Raw genomic sequence first — 17,951 nt, forward strand, 5'->3', positions numbered from 1 at the left:
AGGAGCTGACGAGTTAAACGAGGCTGCGATCTTTTTGCATCACCACTGCACTTACGGCTGAACAACTGCCCCCGGCACCAACGGTAATTCGAGACTGGCGATAAACCCGCCATCAGGATGATTGGCCAACACCAGACTCCCACCGTGCCGCTCTGCCGCACGGCGCGCAATCGCCAATCCCAAACCATGCCCGGCCGCCGTCTGCCCCGGCGCCCGATAGAATGGTTCACCCAACTGGCTCAAATGCGCAGCCTCTACGCCCGGCCCATGGTCGCGCACACTGACCACAATCCGCTCACCCTGACGCACCGCCTGCATTTCAATCGACTGCCCCACCGGGTTGAACCGCTGAGCATTGCGCAGCAGGTTGTCTACGGCGCGCTCGATCATCGTCGGCCAGCCTTTAAGGTTCAGCTGCGACTCGGCCTCAAGGTGCACGTTCTGCTCCGGCGAACCCAGTTGAGCATCCTTTTGCAGGGTGTTGAGCAGCGCATTGAGATCAACCTCTTCGGCGCTGGCGTTGTCGGCATCGACCCGCGCCAGTACCAGAATTTCGCTGATCAGCGCTTCCAGTCGGTCGCACTCCCGAGTAAGGCGCGGCCAGAGTTTTTCCCGTTCTTCAGGGTTGGCCCGCTCGGCCAGTGCCAGCGCAATGCGCAGCCGGGCAAGCGGTGAACGCAGTTCATGGGACACATCTCGCAGCAACTGTCGCTGACTGCCGATCAAACTTTGCAGGCGCGCGCCCATGCGGTTGAAGTCGTTGGCCAGCACGCCGAACTCATCGCGCCGGTTGGCCAGTTTTACCAGGCTGTTTTGTTGGTAGGTGGTTTGCCCCAGATCATGCACCGCGCCGCGCAAGCGGTTGAGTGGGCGAGTAATGGACATCGTCACGAACAGGCTGAACAAGGTCAGGACCACCAGCGCGATACCCAGCGCACTCAACGGCCAGAGCAGGCTTTCGCGGTGCCATGAGTCCAGTTCCGGGTGCGGAATTCGATAGATCAGCAGGTAGGTGTCGCCGGTTTTTTCGCTGGTGTATTCCGCGGTCAGACGACGCCACGGCAGGCGGCGATCATCGTTGTTCTGTCGCGCTTCGAAGGCGGCCGCCCTACGTGGGAAGGTGCCGCGCACCACCGGGTCACCGCTCTCGTTGAGCACTTGAACGTCGATGTGATACTGGCGCTTGCGCTGTTCCAGAATGTCCTGGGCCGCGTCTTCACCCTGTGACTCGTAGGTTTGCGTCCACTGCTCGGCCAAAGTATTGAGGCCCGGATGGCGGCTGAGAATCCACGCGTCCTGATTGAGCATGTGCCCCAGCAGAATGGAGAGCCCTGCAACCAGAGCGATGGCCAACCAGAAGCTGGCCAGAATACGCCAGAACAATGAGCGCACAGAAAATCCTCAAGCAAAGAAAGCCCAACGGCGATTAACCGTTGGGCTGTGATATGACGCTAAAACATTATTGCGCCTTTTGCGGCTGTTGCGCTTTCCAGGCCTTGAACTCGGCCCATTCGGCGCGACGCTCAGCCTGTTTTTTCTGGATCTCGTCGAATTGCTTCTGTTGATCCGGTTTCAGCAAGGCACGCACGTCAGCTTCAGCTTTCTTGTGGTTGGCCGCCATTTCATCTTTCATGGCCTTCTGGTCGGCTGGCGAGAGTTTTTCCAGGTACTTGTCGACCACTTGCTTACGCTCATGCATCTGCTCGCCCATGATCTTGCGGATCTGCTCGCGCTGTTCGCGGCTCAGGTCCAGCTGGCTGTACGGGCCTTTGCCGTGCATGCCGTGCATCTGACCGCCATGGCGTGAGCCGTCCATCGGGCCACCCATCGGGCCGGCACCTTCAGGCATGGCCATGGCAACGGTCGGCAGGGTGGCAGCGAACATCAGAGCGATAAGAGTCTTGCGCATGGTGAATCTCCTTGTCTCGTTCCCGGTACGTTCCGGATGAGTACAGATTACGGAGATCAAGGTCAGCGGCGGTCAGCGGAGCGTAAAGCTTGGGTAAAGACGATTTTGTACCTTCCTGACAAACCCATGTCCCTGACGAACATGACCGGTGTAGCAGCTGTCGAGCCCCAGCGAGGCTGCGTTCGGCTGCGAAGCAGTCGTAAACCCTGAATACGCGGTTTACTTGAAAAAACGCGTCGCCTGATTTCACGACTGCTTCGCAGCCGAACGCAGCCTCGCAGGCTCGACAGCTGCTACGAAGGTTTGCGTTGGGTTTCAGAGGCTGTAGTAATAGCCACGGCTGCGCAGGGCCACGATGCGTGGGCGGCCGTCGGGGTGCGGGCCGATCTTTTTGCGCAGGTTGCTGACGTGCATGTCCAGGCTACGGTCGTACAGCGTCAGCTTGCGGCCGAGGGCGATTTGCGCCAGTTCCTGTTTGTCCAGCGGCTCGCCGGGTTGCTTGAGCAGGGCTTCGAGCAAACGGCTTTCGGAGACGGTGAGGGTGAATTCCTGTTCATCGATGCTGACCACGCCGCGCCCCGGACTGAAACACAGGTCACCCAGTTCGAGCTGACTGGAGACTGCTGCCGGATGACTGCGGCGCAACACGGCGCGCAGGCGGGCTGTCAGTTCCCGTGGGTCGCACGGTTTGGCCAGGTAATCGTCGGCGCCGAGTTCCAGGCCGAGGATGCGGTCCAGCGGCTCGCCGCGGGCCGAGAGCATCAGCACCGGCAAGTCCGGGTGATCGCTGCGCAATTGCTTGAGCAATTCCAGGCCGCTGCCGTCCGGCAGCATGACGTCCAGTACCACGGCTGCCGGCGACGTTTCGGCCAGTGCGCGACGGGCGCTCTGACCATCGTGGCAGGCGCGGACCTGGAAGCCTTCCTGGCTCAACCAACTGCTCAGGAGCTCACACAGCTCCTGGTCATCATCAATTAATAACAGCTCGCTCATGACTCACTCAATTTAGCCATTGCCTACGTTTTCTGGTGGCACCACTGGCGAAGATACCGCAGAGCAGCGCCAATAGCGCTACTGCGGCGCCGATGACGAACCACTGTTGCTGATCGGTCAATAGACGCGGCAGCGGGCTGCTGGCCTGGGCTTCCTTGAGTTGCAGCTTGAGGCGCTGATTCTCTTGACGCAACCGGCTCAGCTGAGCGCTTTCGCGTTCGGCATCGGTATTTTTCAGTTGTTTGCTCAGTTCTTCTCGTTGCTGTTCGCTTACCTTCAAGCGCTGTTGCAACTCGGTGATCTGGCTGCCGGCGCTTAGGGACAATGGCGTGGAATTACCGCCCTCGGCGCTTTCTTCACCGTGGGCGGGGGCCACGATCGACAACGTCACCAACATCAGACACAACGGACCCTTGCGCATCGCGACTCCTGATTCCAATCGAGTTATTGGGCAAGTTGTCGGCAGGCAAACGAGAATAATGAGCGATTGAGAGCACGATGAACCTACAAGGTTCATCGTGCGGGGAGAAATTACGGCAGGACTTGCTTGAACGGCTTGACCGAAACGTTGGCGTAGACGCCTGCGGCGATATACGGATCAGCGTCGGCCCAAGCCTGGGCGGCGCTCAGGGAGTCGAATTCGGCGACGATCAGGCTGCCGGTGAAACCCGCAGCGCCCGGATCATTGCTGTCGACCGCCGGGTGTGGGCCGGCCAAAACGATGCGACCTTCACCTTTGAGCACTTGCAGGCGCTCAAGGTGTGCAGGCCGTGCGGCCAGGCGGGCTTCCAGGGAGTTGGCGACGTCTGTGGCAATGATTGCGTAAAGCATGTCAGTCCTCGGTTTTTGGCGTTGTGGTATCGGCGTCGTGCAGGTGGCGGGACAAATAAATGCCCTGGGCGACCAGGAACAGCAGCGTCATGCCCAGGCTGCCGAAGACTTTGAAGTCGACCCAGTAGTCCTGAAAGGTGAACGCGACGAACAGGTTGGCGGCACCGCAAAACAGGAAAAACCCGATCCAGGCGATGTTCAAGCGGGTCCAGACCGGCTCCGGCAGGGTCAGCGCGTGGCCCATGATGCGTTTGATCAGCAGTTGCTCACCGACGAAGTGGCTGCCAATGAACGCCAGGGCGAACAGCCAGTTCACCACCGGGGCTTTCCACTTCAGGAAAGTTTCGCTGTGGAACGCCAGGGTCAGGCTGCCGAAGACCAGGCAGGCGATGAGGGTCAGCCACTGGCTCTTCTCGAGCTTGCGCTGCTTGATGAACAGCGTGCCGTAAACCACCAGGGAGCTGATGATCAGCATGGCGGTGGCGCTGTAGATACCGCCTACAGTTACCTCGTGGCCGGCAATGTCGACGACCCGGGGATCGAGTTTGAAGACGATGAAGAACAGCAGAAGCGGGATGAAATCGATGAATTGTTTCACAGTGGCAGCCAGAAGCAGGATGTGGCGGCATAATAACAAACATATGGGCGCGCGATAGCGCCAGCTGATTTGAGGTAAAAAAGTCCTGTGAATGTTGATTTGCACTGCCATAGCACGGCCTCCGATGGCGCTCTCGCGCCTGCAGTACTGGTTGCGCGTGCGTTCGAGAAAGGCGTGCGAGTCCTGGCCTTGACCGATCACGACACCCTCGAGGGCCTCGACGAGGCTCGCAGTGCGGCGACTGCGCTGGGGATGCAACTGGTCAACGGCGTCGAATTGTCCTGCACCTGGGGCGGCGCGACCATTCACGTGCTGGGCTATGGTTTCGACGTCAACGCCGCACCGTTGGTCGAGGCCATCGCAAAATTGCACGATGGCCGCTGGTTACGGTCCGAAGAAATTAGCCGCAAGTTGGCGCTTAAAGGCATGCCGGGTGCGCTGGAAGGGGCTCGGGCCGTCCAGCAGGAACTGGGCGACAGTGGCAACGCGCCGGCCCGCCCGCATTTCGCCGACTGGATGGTGCGTGAAGGTTTCGTCAAGGACCGCGCCGAAGCGTTCCGCAAATGGCTGGGCGCCGGCAAGCTGGGGGACGTCAAGCAACATTGGCCGACCCTGGAAGACACGGTCGAAACCCTGCGCGCCGCCAAGGCCTGGATCAGCCTGGCGCATCCGTGGCACTACGATTTCACTCGCAGCAAACGTCGCCGGCTGATTGCCGACTATATTCAAGCAGGGGGCCACGCTATCGAAGTGGTCAATGGCCATCAGCCCGCCGAGCAAGTGGGCAGCCTGGCGATTCTCGCCCGAGAATTCGGTCTGCTGGTCAGCGCCGGCAGTGATTTTCATGGCCCTGGAGGCTGGTCCGAGATCGGTGAGTACCGCCCGCTCCCGGAGGATCTGCCACCACTGTGGTGTCGATTCAAACATGACCCAATTATTGCCGCCGTCTGAACAGGTAGAGAATGTGAGTCAATTTTTCCAGATTCATCCGGAAAACCCGCAAGCGCGCCTGATCAAACAGGCTGTCGAGATCATCCGCAGCGGCGGGGTGGTGATTTATCCCACAGACTCGTCCTACGCCATTGGTTGCCAGATCGGCGACAAGAATGCCGTGGAGCGCGTGCGCCGGTTGAGACAGCTGGACGAAAAGCATAACTTCGCGCTGATTTGCAGCGACCTGTCGCAACTGGGGCTGTTTGCAAAGATCGATACCGGCACCTTCCGCCTGCTTAAAGCTCATCTTCCAGGACCTTACACCTTCATTCTGAACGCCACCCGCGAAGTCCCGCGGCTGTTGTTGCACCCGAAAAAACGCACCATCGGCCTGCGCGTACCGAGCCATCCGATTGCCCTGGCGCTGTTGGAGGAACTCGGCGAACCGCTGATGAGCGTGACCCTGATCATGCCCGGCGACACCGACCCGATGACGGACCCGTACGAAATGCGCCAGTTGCTCGAGCATCAGGTCGACCTGATCATCGACGGCGGTTTCGGCGGGATCAAGGCGTCCACCGTGATCAACCTCGCCGACGGCGAGCCGGAAGTGATCCGCGTTGGTTGCGGCGACCCGACGCCGTTCATGGCCGAGGCGTAGATGTCTGCAGTAGAACCCGTTGTCGACAGTCAGGCCGGAGCCCAGCAAGAGCTGCCCTTCGCGATGGTCTATGGCCAGGCGGTCATGGAAATGCCGCTGGACCTGTACATTCCACCGGATGCGCTTGAAGTCTTTCTCGAAGCCTTCGAAGGCCCCCTCGACCTGCTGCTGTACCTGATCCGCAAACAGAACATCAATATCCTCGACATCCCGGTGGCGGAAATCACCCGGCAATACATGGGCTATGTCGAGTTGATGCAATCGGTGCGTCTGGAACTGGCCGCCGAGTACCTGGTCATGGCCGCGATGCTGGCCGAGATCAAATCGCGGATGCTGCTGCCGCGTGCCGAAACGATCGAGGCCGAAGAAGACGACCCTCGCGCCGAACTGATCCGCCGCTTGCAAGAGTACGAACGCTTCAAGGCCGCCGCCGAAGGCATCGATGGCCTGAGCCGTGTGGGTCGTGACGTGGTCGTCCCCAAGCTCGACGCCCCGGAAGCCCGGGCACGCAAGCTGTTGCCAGACGTGCGTCTTTCAGAGCTGTTGTTGTCCATGGCAGAAGTGTTGCGCCGTGGTGACATGTTCGAAAGTCACCAGGTCAGCCGCGAGGCACTGTCCACCCGCGAACGCATGAGCGATGTGCTGGAGCGCCTCAAGGGCGGCGGTTTCGTGCCCTTTGCCGAGCTGTTCACCGCTGAGGAAGGACGTCTGGGGGTGGTGGTAACCTTTATGGCGATTCTCGAACTGGTCAAGGAATCCTTGGTCGAGCTGGTGCAGAATGAGCCGTTCGCAGCGATCCACGTGCGGGCCCGAGCCGAATAACGAGTTGAATCATGAACCTGACTGAACCCCGCGAGCTGGCGCCATTGCTTGAAGCCTTTCTGTTGGCCTCGGGAAAACCGCAATCGCTTGAACGCCTGTTCGAACTCTTCGAAGAGGGCGAGCGACCGGAGCCGCCGGTCTTCAAGAAAGCCCTGACGATTCTCGCCAAGTCCTGCGACGGTCGGGCCTTCGAGCTGAAGGAAGTGGCTTCCGGTTATCGTCTGCAGATCCGCGAAAAGTTCTCGCCGTGGGTAGGACGTTTGTGGGAAGAGCGGCCGCAGCGCTATTCCCGCGCCATGCTCGAAACCATTGCGCTGATCGCTTATCGCCAGCCAATCACCCGGGGCGAGATCGAAGATGTGCGTGGCGTGGCGGTCAACAGTCACATCGTCAAAACCTTGCTGGAGCGCGAGTGGATCCGCATCGTCGGCTACCGCGACGTGCCGGGTAAGCCGGCGATGTTTGCGACCACCAAGGCGTTTCTCGATCACTTCAACTTGAAAAACCTCGACGATTTGCCACCGCTGGCCGAATTGCGCGAGCTTGAGCCTGATCCGGTGCTCGATTTCGACGACGCGCCGGTGCCTGCCGGACTGCAGGAGTTGGCCGACGCCAGCGCCGACCCGGAAGAGCCGAAGGAAGAAACCAGTTTCCACACGTTGTTGCTGGAGCTGGACACCATGGAGGAGGGGCTCAAGACCGACTTTGATGATCTGTTGCGTGATGACGCGGTGGCTGAGACCGAGGAGATTCTGGATCAGCCCGAGCTTGAGCCTGAAATCGAAGTTGAACTTCAGGTCGAGCCCGAAGCTACAGTCGAAGAAGAGCAGGAACAAGAAGATGATGTGCTGGGTGTTGCCGAAGCTCGCGAAAAACTCCTGGCCGCTGTCGCCGCCCTTGAACAACACAAGCCCGAGCCCGAGTTGACCGACGAAGAAGCCGAAGCCCGGGCCCTCGCCGAAGCGATCGAGGCCGAACGCCGCGCATTCGAAGACGATTAACCTGACTTCAAAAACTGTAGGAGCCGAGCTTGCTCGCGATAGCAGTCTTCCAGTCACTTTGATGTTGTATGTGCCGACGTCATCGCGAGCAAGCTCGGCTCCTACACAAAGCCGGTCGGCGGAAAAACAAGTAAGTCTCCATTGATCAGCTAGTCTCTGATGCGCGAACGCTCCCATGAGCGTATGATTCTCGACCCTTCGGCGATCCCTTCGCCCAAGTACCAGCTTTTAACTCTTCAGGCCAGGCCTGAACAGACCACACCGGGAGGTGCCCAGATGAGTATCAACGACCAGAAAGACGACCAGGAAATCGGCCCAGCAGGCGAGAAACTGCAGAAAGTCCTCGCCCGTATCGGCGTCGGCTCGCGCCGTGACGTAGAAGCCTGGATCAGTCACGGCCGCATCAAGGTCAATGGCAAAGACGCCACCCTCGGGCAGCGCGTCGACATGCACGACGCCATCACCATTGATGGCAAGGTGATCAAGCGCGAAGAAGCCGCCGAGTCGGTACGCCGCGTGATCATGTACAACAAGCCGGATGGCGAAATCTGCACCCGCCTTGATCCGGAAGGCCGTCCGACCGTTTTCGACAAGATGCCGCGCCCGAAAGAAGGTCGCTGGATCAACATCGGTCGTCTGGACATCAACACCACCGGCCTGCTGATGTTCACCACCGACGGTGAGCTGGCCAACCGCCTGATGCACCCTTCCTACGAAATGGACCGTGAGTACGCGGTACGTGTGCGTGGTGAAGTCGATGACGAGATGATCGAGCGTCTGAAAGCTGGCGTCGTCCTCGAAGACGGCCCGGCCAAGTTCACCGATATCAAGCAAGCGCCGGGTGGCGAAGGTTTTAACCACTGGTATCACTGCGTGGTGATGGAAGGTCGCAACCGCGAAGTCCGTCGTCTGTGGGAATCCCAGGGCCTGGTGGTCAGCCGTCTGAAGCGCGTGCGTTTCGGCCCGGTGTTCCTCAACTCTGACCTGCCGATGGGTCGCTGGCGCGAAATGAGCCAGTACGAAGTCGACATTCTGAGTGCTGAAGTTGGCCTGACGCCTGTGGCCATGCCGCAGATGAACGCCAAGAGCAAAGACAAGCTCGACCGCATGCAGCGTAAATCGTCGCGTCCAATGGGCAAGACCGAGCGCGTGCGTACGTTGCGTCCAGCGGTCGGCAACCAGACAGCGGCTACTCCACGTGATACTCGTGAACCGCATATCGAAGGCGAGCGTCCAGCCCGCAAACCAGCAGCACCTCGTGCTGACGGCGAGCGCGGTCCACGCACGCCACGTCCGGCCAATGGTCGCACCGAGCGCGGCGAAGGCCGTGGAGCACCAAGCGGTGGTCGTAGTGATCGCGGTGCTCCAGCCGGTCGTGGCGAGTCTCGTGGTGAGTCGGGTCGCGGTACGCCGGTGGCAGACCGTCCTTCCGACACCAAGCGCCCGGCCAAGGCACCGGCGAAGAAGCGTCCAGGCATCGTTCTGGTCGACAAGGACGCTCCATCGGGCAAACGCCGTGGTGCGCCAGCCGGTTCGGGCCAGCGTCCAGGCTTCGGTCGTCGCAAGCCTGAGTAATTGGTAAGCGCCACATGAAAACGCCAACCTTCGGGTTGGCGTTTTTTTTCGTCTGGCTAATCAGAAGACAAACCGCCCATCAAACACCGGCTCATCATCCAGCGCCAACACGCCACTGGAGAAGATCAGGTCCAGATGATGGCTACCCTTCGCGCCACCCCCCAATCCCAGATGCAGCCCGCAATGGCGCTCCTCAAACCCTGCATTGCGTGCATACAACGCTTTAACGCCTTCGTTGGTGCCGATCCCCAACTCCTCAATGTGCCGATTGGATGGATTGGCCTCCAGGTACTTGTTGAAGTCATGTTCCAGCCCCGGCACCTCGGTGGCGATTTTGCTGATGGTCGAGTTTTCGATCCACAACTCTAGCGGCGACTCCAGCACCCCGTATTTGCGGGCAAATGGAATGGTGCTGAGAAAAGTCCCCATGAATTTGACCCGGCCGTTAATGGCCTCGCTGTGCGTGGCAATTTCACCAGGTGCCAGATCGAAGTTGCCGACACCGTTGATGTCGGTCCACTTCTTGATACTACTCAACGGTGTTTCGAACCACGAGCCGTGATCATCTTTGAAACTTAACGTGGTGGCATGGGACATGCGCTGGATCAAGTGGCTGTTCAACCCGGCAATGCGCTGCGGGGTGACACTGAACGTGTCGTAGAAGTAATCGCCGTAATCCTTGAACAGCAGCGACTTCTTCCAGTTCTCGGCCATGACGCCTTGCAGCGCGCGGACAAATTCCGGGCCGTCGGGGCGTGGGTTGGGCAGGGTGGAAGAATCGTAGAAAAAAATGTACAGATCGCTGTCGGCAATCGCCTGGGCCAGCAATTCCGTGGGTTCCAGATCCAGTCGCATCGCGCTGAAACTGAAGCGTGGGCTGGCACCGGCCTGTTCGGCGATGGCGCTCGTCAGTGCCTGGTAATCAGCCGTGTGGCCGAGCAAGACCTTCGCCGGGTTGATGCCGGCAACGGCAGGGTGATGTTCGAGGTAGTAAAGGAAATGCGAAATGGCGCGTTGCTTATCCATGTAGTCCTCCCTGACAAACCGAGAAAAAGTGGCAGGCACAACCGGCCGGATCGTGCCTGCCGGGATGTCTTACAGAGGCCACATCGCTGTGCCGAACGGAACAACCGCATCGGCTTGCATCATTTCAACGGCGGCGTCATGGGTCGGTGCTTCAAACCAATCGTCCAGTTGCAGTTCAGTTTCCAAGTCTTTTTCAAGTGCTTGCATTGTGAATCTCCTAGATGACTTTTTCGGTAAGTGCTGCGGCGCGTTTTCAGTCATTGAATAACCCGCCAACTTGCTGATTGATGCGTCTCGGCAAGTCGCTGAAAACCTAGTTCACAGGTTTTTAAATTGCAAAAAAATAATCAAATAAGATTTGTTTGAACTTTTTATTCTGTTTTTCATTAAGCAATTTGTTAATAAAAAACAAAAAACTAACTCGACCTTTCCCTAAGGATACGTCCTACCGTCAATTTGCAGTCAACCTACAGCCAGATCTGATTCGGTAAGTTTACGTTACGGCATGTAAAGAAATACTGACGAAATCAAGCCTCAAAGCCCTTGGTTTCGCGCTTGCGGAAGGGATGTAAGGAAAACCTTCCGCCTAACAGCCAATTGACCCTTCCGCAGGGCTCTGGCCCGCTTGTTTCAGGCGCGGTTGAAGGGTGAGATGCGCCCCATGCCTGTCGTGCAGGTGCATAACAAGAAGGAGGCGCAATGTACGCCGTGACTGATCTCCATCTCCCCCCGTGGAGCGATTTTTCCGTCGTTCCCGTCGATGACCCGCAAAGGTCTGACTCTAATTTTGCAGCCGCCCGAGACCCTCGAGGCGGACACAGGCAATCCCGGCAAATGACACGCTGATCCAGCAGTGTCTGGCAGCAGGGGGTTACAGGTGTACAATGCGCCGCGTTTTAACTGTGACCTCCTGCGCATCTGCGCAAACCTCAAGGCTATCCGCCTTGTTCACTCCGCCGCGCCACAAGCGTGTCGGGTTCGATTTCGTCACAGATAAAAACAAACAGGTGACGCATGACCGTTGTAAAAACGCTGAACTCCTTTTGCCTTCGCTGGGGTTTGATCGGCGCTGCTTGAAATCGCAACCGAGCAGCAACGTCTAACGAACATCATCAAACCTTGCGTGAGACCCTTTTCATGAGTGGACAAAACTCGCATTCAGGCGAGCTGAAACGCGGCCTGAAAAATCGCCACATTCAACTGATCGCCCTCGGTGGCGCGATCGGTACCGGGCTGTTCCTCGGCTCGGCCGGCGTACTGAAATCCGCCGGCCCGTCGATGATTCTCGGCTACGCCATCTGCGGCTTCATTGCTTTCATGATCATGCGCCAGCTCGGCGAAATGATCGTCGAAGAGCCAGTCGCCGGTTCCTTCAGCCACTTCGCCCATAAATACTGGGGCGGTTTCGCCGGCTTCCTGTCGGGCTGGAACTGCTGGATTCTGTACATTCTGGTGGGCATGTCGGAGCTGACCGCGGTCGGTAAATACATCCACTACTGGGCGCCACACATCCCGACGTGGGTCTCGGCAGCCGGCTTCTTCGTCCTGATCAACTTGATCAACCTGGCCAACGTCAAAGTCTTTGGTGAGGCCGAGTTCTGGTTCGCGATCATCAAGGTCGTGGCCATCGTCGGCATGATTGCGCTCGGCAGCTACCTGCTGGTCAGCGGCGACGGCGGCCCGCAAGCGTCGGTGACCAACCTGTGGGTCCACGGCGGTTTCTTCCCGAATGGTGTCAGCGGCCTGGTGATGGCCATGGCGATCATCATGTTCTCCTTCGGCGGCCTGGAAATGCTCGGTTTCACCGCAGCTGAAGCCGACAAGCCGAAAACCGTGATCCCGAAAGCCATCAACCAGGTGATCTACCGGATCCTGATTTTCTACATCGGTGCGTTGGTTATCCTGCTTTCGCTGACGCCATGGGACAGCCTGTTGGCGACCCTGAACGCGTCGGGTGATTCCTACAGCGGCAGCCCGTTCGTTCAAGTGTTCTCGATGCTCGGCAGTGACACCGCTGCGCACATCCTCAATTTCGTGGTCCTGACCGCGGCGCTGTCGGTGTACAACAGCGGCACCTACTGCAACAGCCGCATGCTGCTGGGCATGGCCGAGCAGGGCGATGCGCCGAAAGCCTTGTCGAAGATCGACAAGCGCGGCGTGCCAGTGCGTTCGATCCTTGCTTCGGCGGCGGTGACATTGATTGCCGTATTGCTGAACTACCTGATCCCGCAAAACGCGCTGGAACTGTTGATGTCGCTGGTGGTTGCCACCCTGGTGATCAACTGGGCGATGATCAGCTTCTCGCACTTCAAGTTCCGCCAGCACATGAACAAGACCAACCAGACGCCGCTGTTCAAGGCCTTTTGGTACCCGTACGGGAACTACATCTGCCTGGCGTTCGTGGTGTTCATTCTGGGCGTCATGTTGCTGATTCCGGGGATTCAGATCTCGGTGTATGCGATTCCGGTGTGGGTCGCGTTCATGTGGATTTGCTACGGCATCAAGAACAAGCGCAGTGCTCAGGATGCGTTGCAGGCTGCAAACGCGAAGTAAGCGTAGTACGCAGAAACAACAAACCCGGCCAATGTGCCGGGTTTTTTGTGCGCGCTGCAAAACCTGTGGGAGCGTGGCTTGCCCGTGATGAACGATAACGCGGTGTGCCTGATGAACCGCGGTGCCTGAATCGCGGGCAAGCCACGCTCCCACAGGGACCGCATTCTTTCAGTTCATTCGGGGTATCCTGCGCGTTCTGAATACGGACCCTTTTCCATGCTGGTGATTTCCAACAACGTGCATCTGCCGGATGCCGAGATCGAATTGACCGCCATTCGCGCCCAGGGCGCCGGTGGGCAGAACGTCAACAAGGTCTCCAGCGCGGTGCACCTGCGTTTCGACATTCCGGCCTCGTCCTTGCCCGAGTTCTACAAGGAGCGGCTGCTAGCGTTGCGTGACAGTCGCATCACCAGCGAAGGGGTGTTGATCATCAAGGCCCAGCAATACCGCACGCAAGAAGCCAATCGCGCGGATGCGCTGGAACGGCTGACCGAGTTGATCCTCAGTGCCACCAAGGTAGAAAAGAAACGTCGCCCGACCAAACCGACCCTCGGTTCGAAGAAGCGTCGGCTCGAATCCAAGACCAAGCGTGGCAGCATCAAGGCCGGGCGCGGCAAGGTCGATTTTTAGCGGGCTTCTCGTTCGTCACGGTACTTTTCATTAAGGTGCTTTGGCGCCTGCCGGTACAAGTAGACGCTCAGAGCCATACCGCTCAACGCGGCGAGTGCAGCGAACAGGAAGATCGAGGCAAAACCAAAGCCTGCCGCAATCGCACCGGCCAGCGGCCCGGTAATCCCCAGCGACAAATCGATGAACAACGAATAAGCCCCGACTGCCGCACCACGACTTGAGGCCGGCACCAGGTTGACCGCTTCCACCCCTAGCGCGGGGAACACCAGCGAGAAACCGAACCCGCTTAGCGCCGCACCGGCCAGTGCCCAATGAGCGTCCGGCGCCAGCCATAGCAGCAGCAAGCCGAGGGTTTCCACCGACAGGCAGACAATCGCCACGCGAAAGCCGCCGAGGCGGTTGATCAGATTGCCGAACAGCAGCCGCGCACCAATGAAACTGGCACCGAACAAACTCAAACACAGCACCGCGTTGTCCCAATGCTGCGTGGCGTAATACAACGTGATGAAAGTCGCGATAGTGCCGAAACCGATGGAACCCAGCGCCAGACCGCAACCATGTGGCAGCACGCGCCCCAGCACATGCATGAACGGCAAACGCTCACCGACCACAATCGGCGCGGCGGTTTTTGGCCAGGCCAGCACCAGGCCGAGGACGGCCAGCAACACGATGCTCACGCCCATGCTCCACAACCCCAATTGACTGACCAGCAGCACGCCCAGCGGTGCGCCGACCGCCAGTGCGCCATAACTGGCGATGCCGTTCCAGGAAATGACCTTGGCTGTATTCGCCGCGCCGACCCGGCCGATGCCCCAGCCGATCGAACCGGAGCCCACCAGGCTTTCCGCGCTGCCGAGCACCAGACGGCCGATCAACAGGCTGATCAGGCTCAAGGTCGGCAGGCTCTGGGTCCAGGCCGAAATCAGCATGAACACGCCGCTCAAACCGCAGCCGGCGAGGCCGTACATCACGGCGAGTTTGCTGCCCTTGTTGTCGATGATTTTCCCGGCATACGGACGGCTGAGCAGGGTGGCCAGGTATTGCACGCTGATCACCAGGCCGGCGATGACCGCGCCGAAGCCCAGGTCGCTGTGGACGTAGCCCGGCAACACGGCCAGGGGAATGCCGATATTCAGATAGCCGATGAAGGTGAACAGGACGATGGAAACGACTTGCACCGTGACCGCCAGGGGGCGCTGGTTTTCAGACATGGTAAAGATCCACGGGTAAGCAGGATAGATAGGCTGCTTATGATAGCGGCGCGAGCGGCTAATGGTCGTGGAAAAAGTAAAACTATTTGCCGGGCGGGGATGAATCAGGGGTTGGCGGGAGCGACCAAGTGCGTGGTGACCAAGGCGGCCAGGGCGTTTTCTTCGCTACCGAAGCGGGCGAGCAGTGCGGCGCGTTTCTCGGGGGAAAGGCGATTCCAGATCTCGATCATCTTCTCGGTGGTGCCGATCAGGACGCTGGCCTGCAGCTCTTCATCAAAAGGAGGAGTGAAGTCGTCGGTCATGTGCTCAAGGGTTCAGGCGGTGTGGAAAGCGCATGTTAGCGCTTTCCACACGGTCTGGCATTGCAGGTGAATCAGTCTTCGCTGTCGGCCTTGCGGCGTTCAGTGGCTTCTTTCGGCTCGGGCTGTTGGGCACCGGCTTGTTGCGTGGGCGTCTGCTCAGTTTCGTGCAGGCTTGGGAAGGGGAGATTAGGGATCTCGTGCATATCGCGCTCCTCGCAAAGTCTGTTGATAGATCTGGTAGATCCGCGCTTTTAAAAAAGCCTGGGAAGGATACAGCAGGAGAAATGACAAATAGACTTTTATATCCAATTGTTGCGACGGATGGGATTGTCTAGACAGGTCTGCAAGAGGGGGCGACACAAAACAAATGTGGGAGCGAGCAGGCTCGCTCCCACAGGGGGGCTGTGCAGGGTTTAATGGTTATTTGCAGACTTCGGCGATTGCCTCGGCCAGCAAATCAAGGCGTGTGGCATCAATCCCTGCCACGTTGGCCCGGCCAGTGCCCACCATGTAAACGCTGTGATGATCGCGCAGTTGTTTGACCTGTTCCGGCGTCAAACCGGTGTAGGAAAACATCCCGCGCTGCACGCCGATGTGCGCAAAGCGATCACGCAAACCATGAGGTTCGAGCGCTTCAACCAAACCGCTGCGCAGTTGGGCGATACGCAAACGCATGGCTTCCACTTCGTCGGCCCAGAGGCTTCTCAGCTCCGGATCACCGAGGATGGTCGCTACCACAGCAGCGCCGTGATCCGGCGGTGTCGACCACAGGTTGCGGGCGATGTTGGCCAGTTGGCTGCGGATATCCACCAGCTTGTCAGCGTTTTTCGCGCAGACAATCAGTGCGCCGGTGCGGTCGCGGTACAGGCCGAAGTTCTTCGAGCAGGAACTGGTGATCAGCACTTCCGGCAAGGCGGCAGCGAACAACCGGGTCGACCAGGCGTCCTGTTCCAGGCCATCGCCGAAGCCTTGGTAGGCGAAGTCGATCAGTGGCACCAAATCGCGACTGCGCACCACGTCCAGCACCCGGCGCCAATCGTCATGGGACAGATCGAAACCGGTCGGATTATGGCAGCAGGCGTGAAGCAGCACCACATCGCCCTTCGGCGCTTCGTTGAGAACTGCGAGCATCGCTTCGACGTCGAGGCGGTTATCGCTGCCGACGTACGGGTAATGACTGACCTTGACCCCGGCCGCTGCGAAAATGGTTTCGTGAATCGGCCAGGTCGGGTTGCTCAGCCACACGCCACGGCCCGGAAGGCACTGAGCGATGAAGTCGGCACTCAAGCGTAGCGCGCCAGTGCCGCCCGGCGTTTGCGTTGCGCCGGCCCGTTGTTCGGCGATCAGCGGGGAATCGGCACCCAGCACCAATTCAACGATGGCCTTGCCGAACGCCGGTTCGCCGTGACCACCGATGTAGGTCTTGGTTGTCTGACTATCCACCAGGCGCTGCTCGGCGAGCTTCACGGCCTGGGGAATCGGTGTCAGGCCCTGGGCATCTTTATAGACGCCCACGCCGAGGTCGAATTTGCGCGAGTTGGGGTCCTGCGCATAGGCCTCCATCAGGCCGAGAATCGGGTCGCCGGGTACTCGGCCGATGGCGTCGAAATGCATTATTTGCGGCCCTCGGCGTCCTTGGCCACTTCGTCAGTGCGCGCGGCCATGATGAAGTCGTTGCGGTGCAGGCCTTTGATGGAGTGGCTCCACCAGGTCACGGTGACTTTGCCCCACTCGGTGAGCAGGCCTGGGTGATGACCTTCGGCCTCGGAGATTTCACCGACGGCGTTGGTGAACGCCAACGCGTGCTTGAAGTTCTTGAACAGGAAAACTTTTTCCAGCTGCATCACGCTGTCGCGCACTTCAATGTTCCAGTCCGGGATCTGCTTGATCAGTACCGGCAGTTCTTCGTCGCTGACCTGAGGAGCGCCGGCTTGGCAGGCTTCGCAGTGGGCTTGGTTTAATGTGGACATGATGGGTTCCTGAAATCGAATTATTGGAAATCGGCCGTCAGTGTCACCACGCTAAACCAAAGCGTCGGTTCCTGACAGGCTCACTTGATTCTAAAAGCTGCGGATCACGCAGCCTTTGGCGGAAATTTTGGTGTGTGCAAGCCCAACTGCATGCCTTGCTTGACCATGCCCATGATGTCTTCGTGGGCGAGGTCGAACAGGCGCTTGAGGTTCGGCAGGACAAAGTACAGCGGTTGCAGGATGTCGATGCGATACGGCGTGCGCATGCATTCCAGCGGATCGAAGGCCTGATGTTCAGGTTCGTTCGACAGGCAGTAAACGGTTTCTTTTGGAGAAGAAAGAATGCCGCCGCCGTAGATGCGCAGGCCTTCTGAAGTATCGACCAGACCGAACTCGATGGTCATCCAGTACAGACGCGCCAGGTACACGCGTTCTTCCTTGGAAGCCTGCAGGCCGAGTTTGCCGTAGGTGTGGGTGAATTCGGCGAACCAAGGGTTGGTCAGCAGCGGGCAGTGGCCAAAAATCTCGTGGAAAATGTCCGGCTCTTGCAGGTAATCCAGTTCTTCGCGGGTACGAATAAACGTCGCTACCGGGAACTGCTTGTTGGCGAGCAATTCGAAAAAGGTCTGGAAGGGGATCAGTGCGGGAACCCGGGCGACCTGCCACCCAGTGGTTTCACCGAGGACCTTGTTAATCTCGCCGAGTTGCGGAATGCGGTCGTGGGGCAGACCGAGTTTTTCGATACCGTCCAGGTATTCCTGGCACGCACGACCCTCGATCACTTTCAGTTGGCGAGTAATCAGCGTGTTCCACACCGCATGTTCTTCGGCGGGGTAGTCGATAAAACCTTGCGCATCGGGCTCGCGAGCCACGTATTGCGTCTGCTTCATGCTGCTCTCCTGCTAGGGGATTTCGTTCTTGTTATGTCCTGCTATG

Annotated in this window: 21 protein-coding genes; 7 read left to right on the top strand and 14 right to left on the bottom strand. The window is 58.9% G+C overall.

The window, feature by feature from the left end; translation table 11 throughout:
• Positions 1-51 precede the first annotated feature (51 nt).
• From WLY71_RS13305 to WLY71_RS13330, 6 genes are all read right to left on the bottom strand, one after another.
• Complete coding sequence (locus tag WLY71_RS13305) at positions 52-1,392, bottom strand: sensor histidine kinase (RefSeq protein ID WP_347803913.1); 1,341 nt, start codon at positions 1,390-1,392, stop codon at positions 52-54.
• 67 nt (positions 1,393-1,459) lie between these two features.
• Positions 1,460-1,909, bottom strand: coding sequence for a Spy/CpxP family protein refolding chaperone (locus WLY71_RS13310; RefSeq protein ID WP_347803914.1), 450 nt, complete (start codon positions 1,907-1,909; stop codon positions 1,460-1,462).
• Between the two features lie 315 nt (positions 1,910-2,224).
• A complete protein-coding gene (locus tag WLY71_RS13315) occupies positions 2,225-2,902 on the bottom strand; it encodes a response regulator transcription factor (protein ID WP_347803915.1) in 678 nt (225 codons plus the stop codon).
• Positions 2,903-2,909: 7 nt separating this feature from the next.
• Positions 2,910-3,323, bottom strand: coding sequence for an SH3 domain-containing protein (locus WLY71_RS13320; RefSeq protein ID WP_347803916.1), 414 nt, complete (start codon positions 3,321-3,323; stop codon positions 2,910-2,912).
• A gap of 110 nt (positions 3,324-3,433) precedes the next feature.
• Positions 3,434-3,733 (bottom strand): YciI family protein, encoded by a 300-nt coding sequence (locus WLY71_RS13325; RefSeq protein ID WP_008156126.1) that lies wholly within the window; start codon positions 3,731-3,733, stop codon positions 3,434-3,436.
• A 1-nt stretch (position 3,734) separates the two neighbouring features.
• Positions 3,735-4,331: a septation protein A gene (locus WLY71_RS13330; RefSeq protein WP_283183537.1), complete on the bottom strand. Its 597-nt coding sequence runs from the start codon at positions 4,329-4,331 to the stop codon at positions 3,735-3,737.
• A gap of 87 nt (positions 4,332-4,418) precedes the next feature.
• Between WLY71_RS13330 and WLY71_RS13335 the strand changes: the two genes are divergently transcribed.
• From WLY71_RS13335 to rluB, 5 genes are all read left to right on the top strand, one after another.
• Entirely contained in the window at positions 4,419-5,282 is an 864-nt protein-coding gene (locus tag WLY71_RS13335) for a PHP domain-containing protein (RefSeq protein ID WP_347803917.1), read from the top strand.
• A gap of 13 nt (positions 5,283-5,295) precedes the next feature.
• Positions 5,296-5,925: an L-threonylcarbamoyladenylate synthase gene (locus WLY71_RS13340; RefSeq protein ID WP_033056081.1), complete on the top strand. Its 630-nt coding sequence runs from the start codon at positions 5,296-5,298 to the stop codon at positions 5,923-5,925.
• Entirely contained in the window at positions 5,926-6,747 is an 822-nt protein-coding gene (locus WLY71_RS13345) for a segregation and condensation protein A (protein WP_008156118.1), read from the top strand.
• An 11-nt stretch (positions 6,748-6,758) separates the two neighbouring features.
• On the top strand, positions 6,759-7,748 hold the full coding sequence (gene scpB / locus WLY71_RS13350; RefSeq protein ID WP_347803918.1) for an SMC-Scp complex subunit ScpB: 990 nt from the start codon (positions 6,759-6,761) through the stop codon (positions 7,746-7,748).
• 276 nt (positions 7,749-8,024) lie between these two features.
• Complete coding sequence (rluB, locus tag WLY71_RS13355) at positions 8,025-9,323, top strand: 23S rRNA pseudouridine(2605) synthase RluB (RefSeq protein ID WP_347803919.1); 1,299 nt, start codon at positions 8,025-8,027, stop codon at positions 9,321-9,323.
• A gap of 60 nt (positions 9,324-9,383) precedes the next feature.
• Here rluB and WLY71_RS13360 read toward each other — a convergent pair whose 3' ends face one another.
• Both WLY71_RS13360 and WLY71_RS13365 read right to left on the bottom strand, forming a co-directional pair.
• Positions 9,384-10,349: a M29 family metallopeptidase gene (locus WLY71_RS13360; RefSeq protein ID WP_347803920.1), complete on the bottom strand. Its 966-nt coding sequence runs from the start codon at positions 10,347-10,349 to the stop codon at positions 9,384-9,386.
• A gap of 69 nt (positions 10,350-10,418) precedes the next feature.
• A complete protein-coding gene (locus WLY71_RS13365; RefSeq protein WP_008156111.1) occupies positions 10,419-10,556 on the bottom strand; it encodes a hypothetical protein in 138 nt (45 codons plus the stop codon).
• Positions 10,557-11,486: 930 nt separating this feature from the next.
• Between WLY71_RS13365 and WLY71_RS13370 the strand changes: the two genes are divergently transcribed.
• Positions 11,487-12,902 (top strand): amino acid permease, encoded by a 1,416-nt coding sequence (locus WLY71_RS13370; RefSeq protein WP_347803921.1) that lies wholly within the window; start codon positions 11,487-11,489, stop codon positions 12,900-12,902.
• Between the two features lie 216 nt (positions 12,903-13,118).
• Positions 13,119-13,532, top strand: a complete 414-nt coding sequence (gene arfB, locus WLY71_RS13375) for an alternative ribosome rescue aminoacyl-tRNA hydrolase ArfB (RefSeq protein ID WP_008010994.1) — start codon at positions 13,119-13,121, stop codon at positions 13,530-13,532.
• Here arfB and WLY71_RS13380 read toward each other — a convergent pair.
• From WLY71_RS13380 to phhA, 6 genes are all read right to left on the bottom strand, one after another.
• Positions 13,529-14,743: an MFS transporter gene (locus WLY71_RS13380; protein WP_347803922.1), complete on the bottom strand. Its 1,215-nt coding sequence runs from the start codon at positions 14,741-14,743 to the stop codon at positions 13,529-13,531. The two genes, arfB and WLY71_RS13380, sit on opposite strands and share 4 nt — an antisense overlap.
• A 104-nt stretch (positions 14,744-14,847) precedes the next feature.
• A complete protein-coding gene (locus WLY71_RS13385; RefSeq protein WP_347803923.1) occupies positions 14,848-15,045 on the bottom strand; it encodes a hypothetical protein in 198 nt (65 codons plus the stop codon).
• A gap of 71 nt (positions 15,046-15,116) precedes the next feature.
• Positions 15,117-15,248, bottom strand: a complete 132-nt coding sequence (locus WLY71_RS13390) for a hypothetical protein (RefSeq protein ID WP_008156098.1) — start codon at positions 15,246-15,248, stop codon at positions 15,117-15,119.
• A 217-nt stretch (positions 15,249-15,465) separates the two neighbouring features.
• Positions 15,466-16,659: an amino acid aminotransferase gene (locus WLY71_RS13395; RefSeq protein ID WP_425589922.1), complete on the bottom strand. Its 1,194-nt coding sequence runs from the start codon at positions 16,657-16,659 to the stop codon at positions 15,466-15,468.
• Positions 16,659-17,015, bottom strand: coding sequence for a 4a-hydroxytetrahydrobiopterin dehydratase (locus WLY71_RS13400; protein WP_129442142.1), 357 nt, complete (start codon positions 17,013-17,015; stop codon positions 16,659-16,661). The genes WLY71_RS13395 and WLY71_RS13400 overlap by 1 nt, the downstream gene beginning before the upstream one ends.
• A gap of 104 nt (positions 17,016-17,119) precedes the next feature.
• A complete protein-coding gene (phhA, locus tag WLY71_RS13405) occupies positions 17,120-17,905 on the bottom strand; it encodes a phenylalanine 4-monooxygenase (RefSeq protein ID WP_347803924.1) in 786 nt (261 codons plus the stop codon).
• Between the last annotated feature and the right edge of the window lie 46 nt (positions 17,906-17,951).

Origin of the sequence: Pseudomonas rossensis (assembly GCF_039888995.1) — a bacterium.
GTDB lineage: Bacteria > Pseudomonadota > Gammaproteobacteria > Pseudomonadales > Pseudomonadaceae > Aquipseudomonas > Aquipseudomonas rossensis.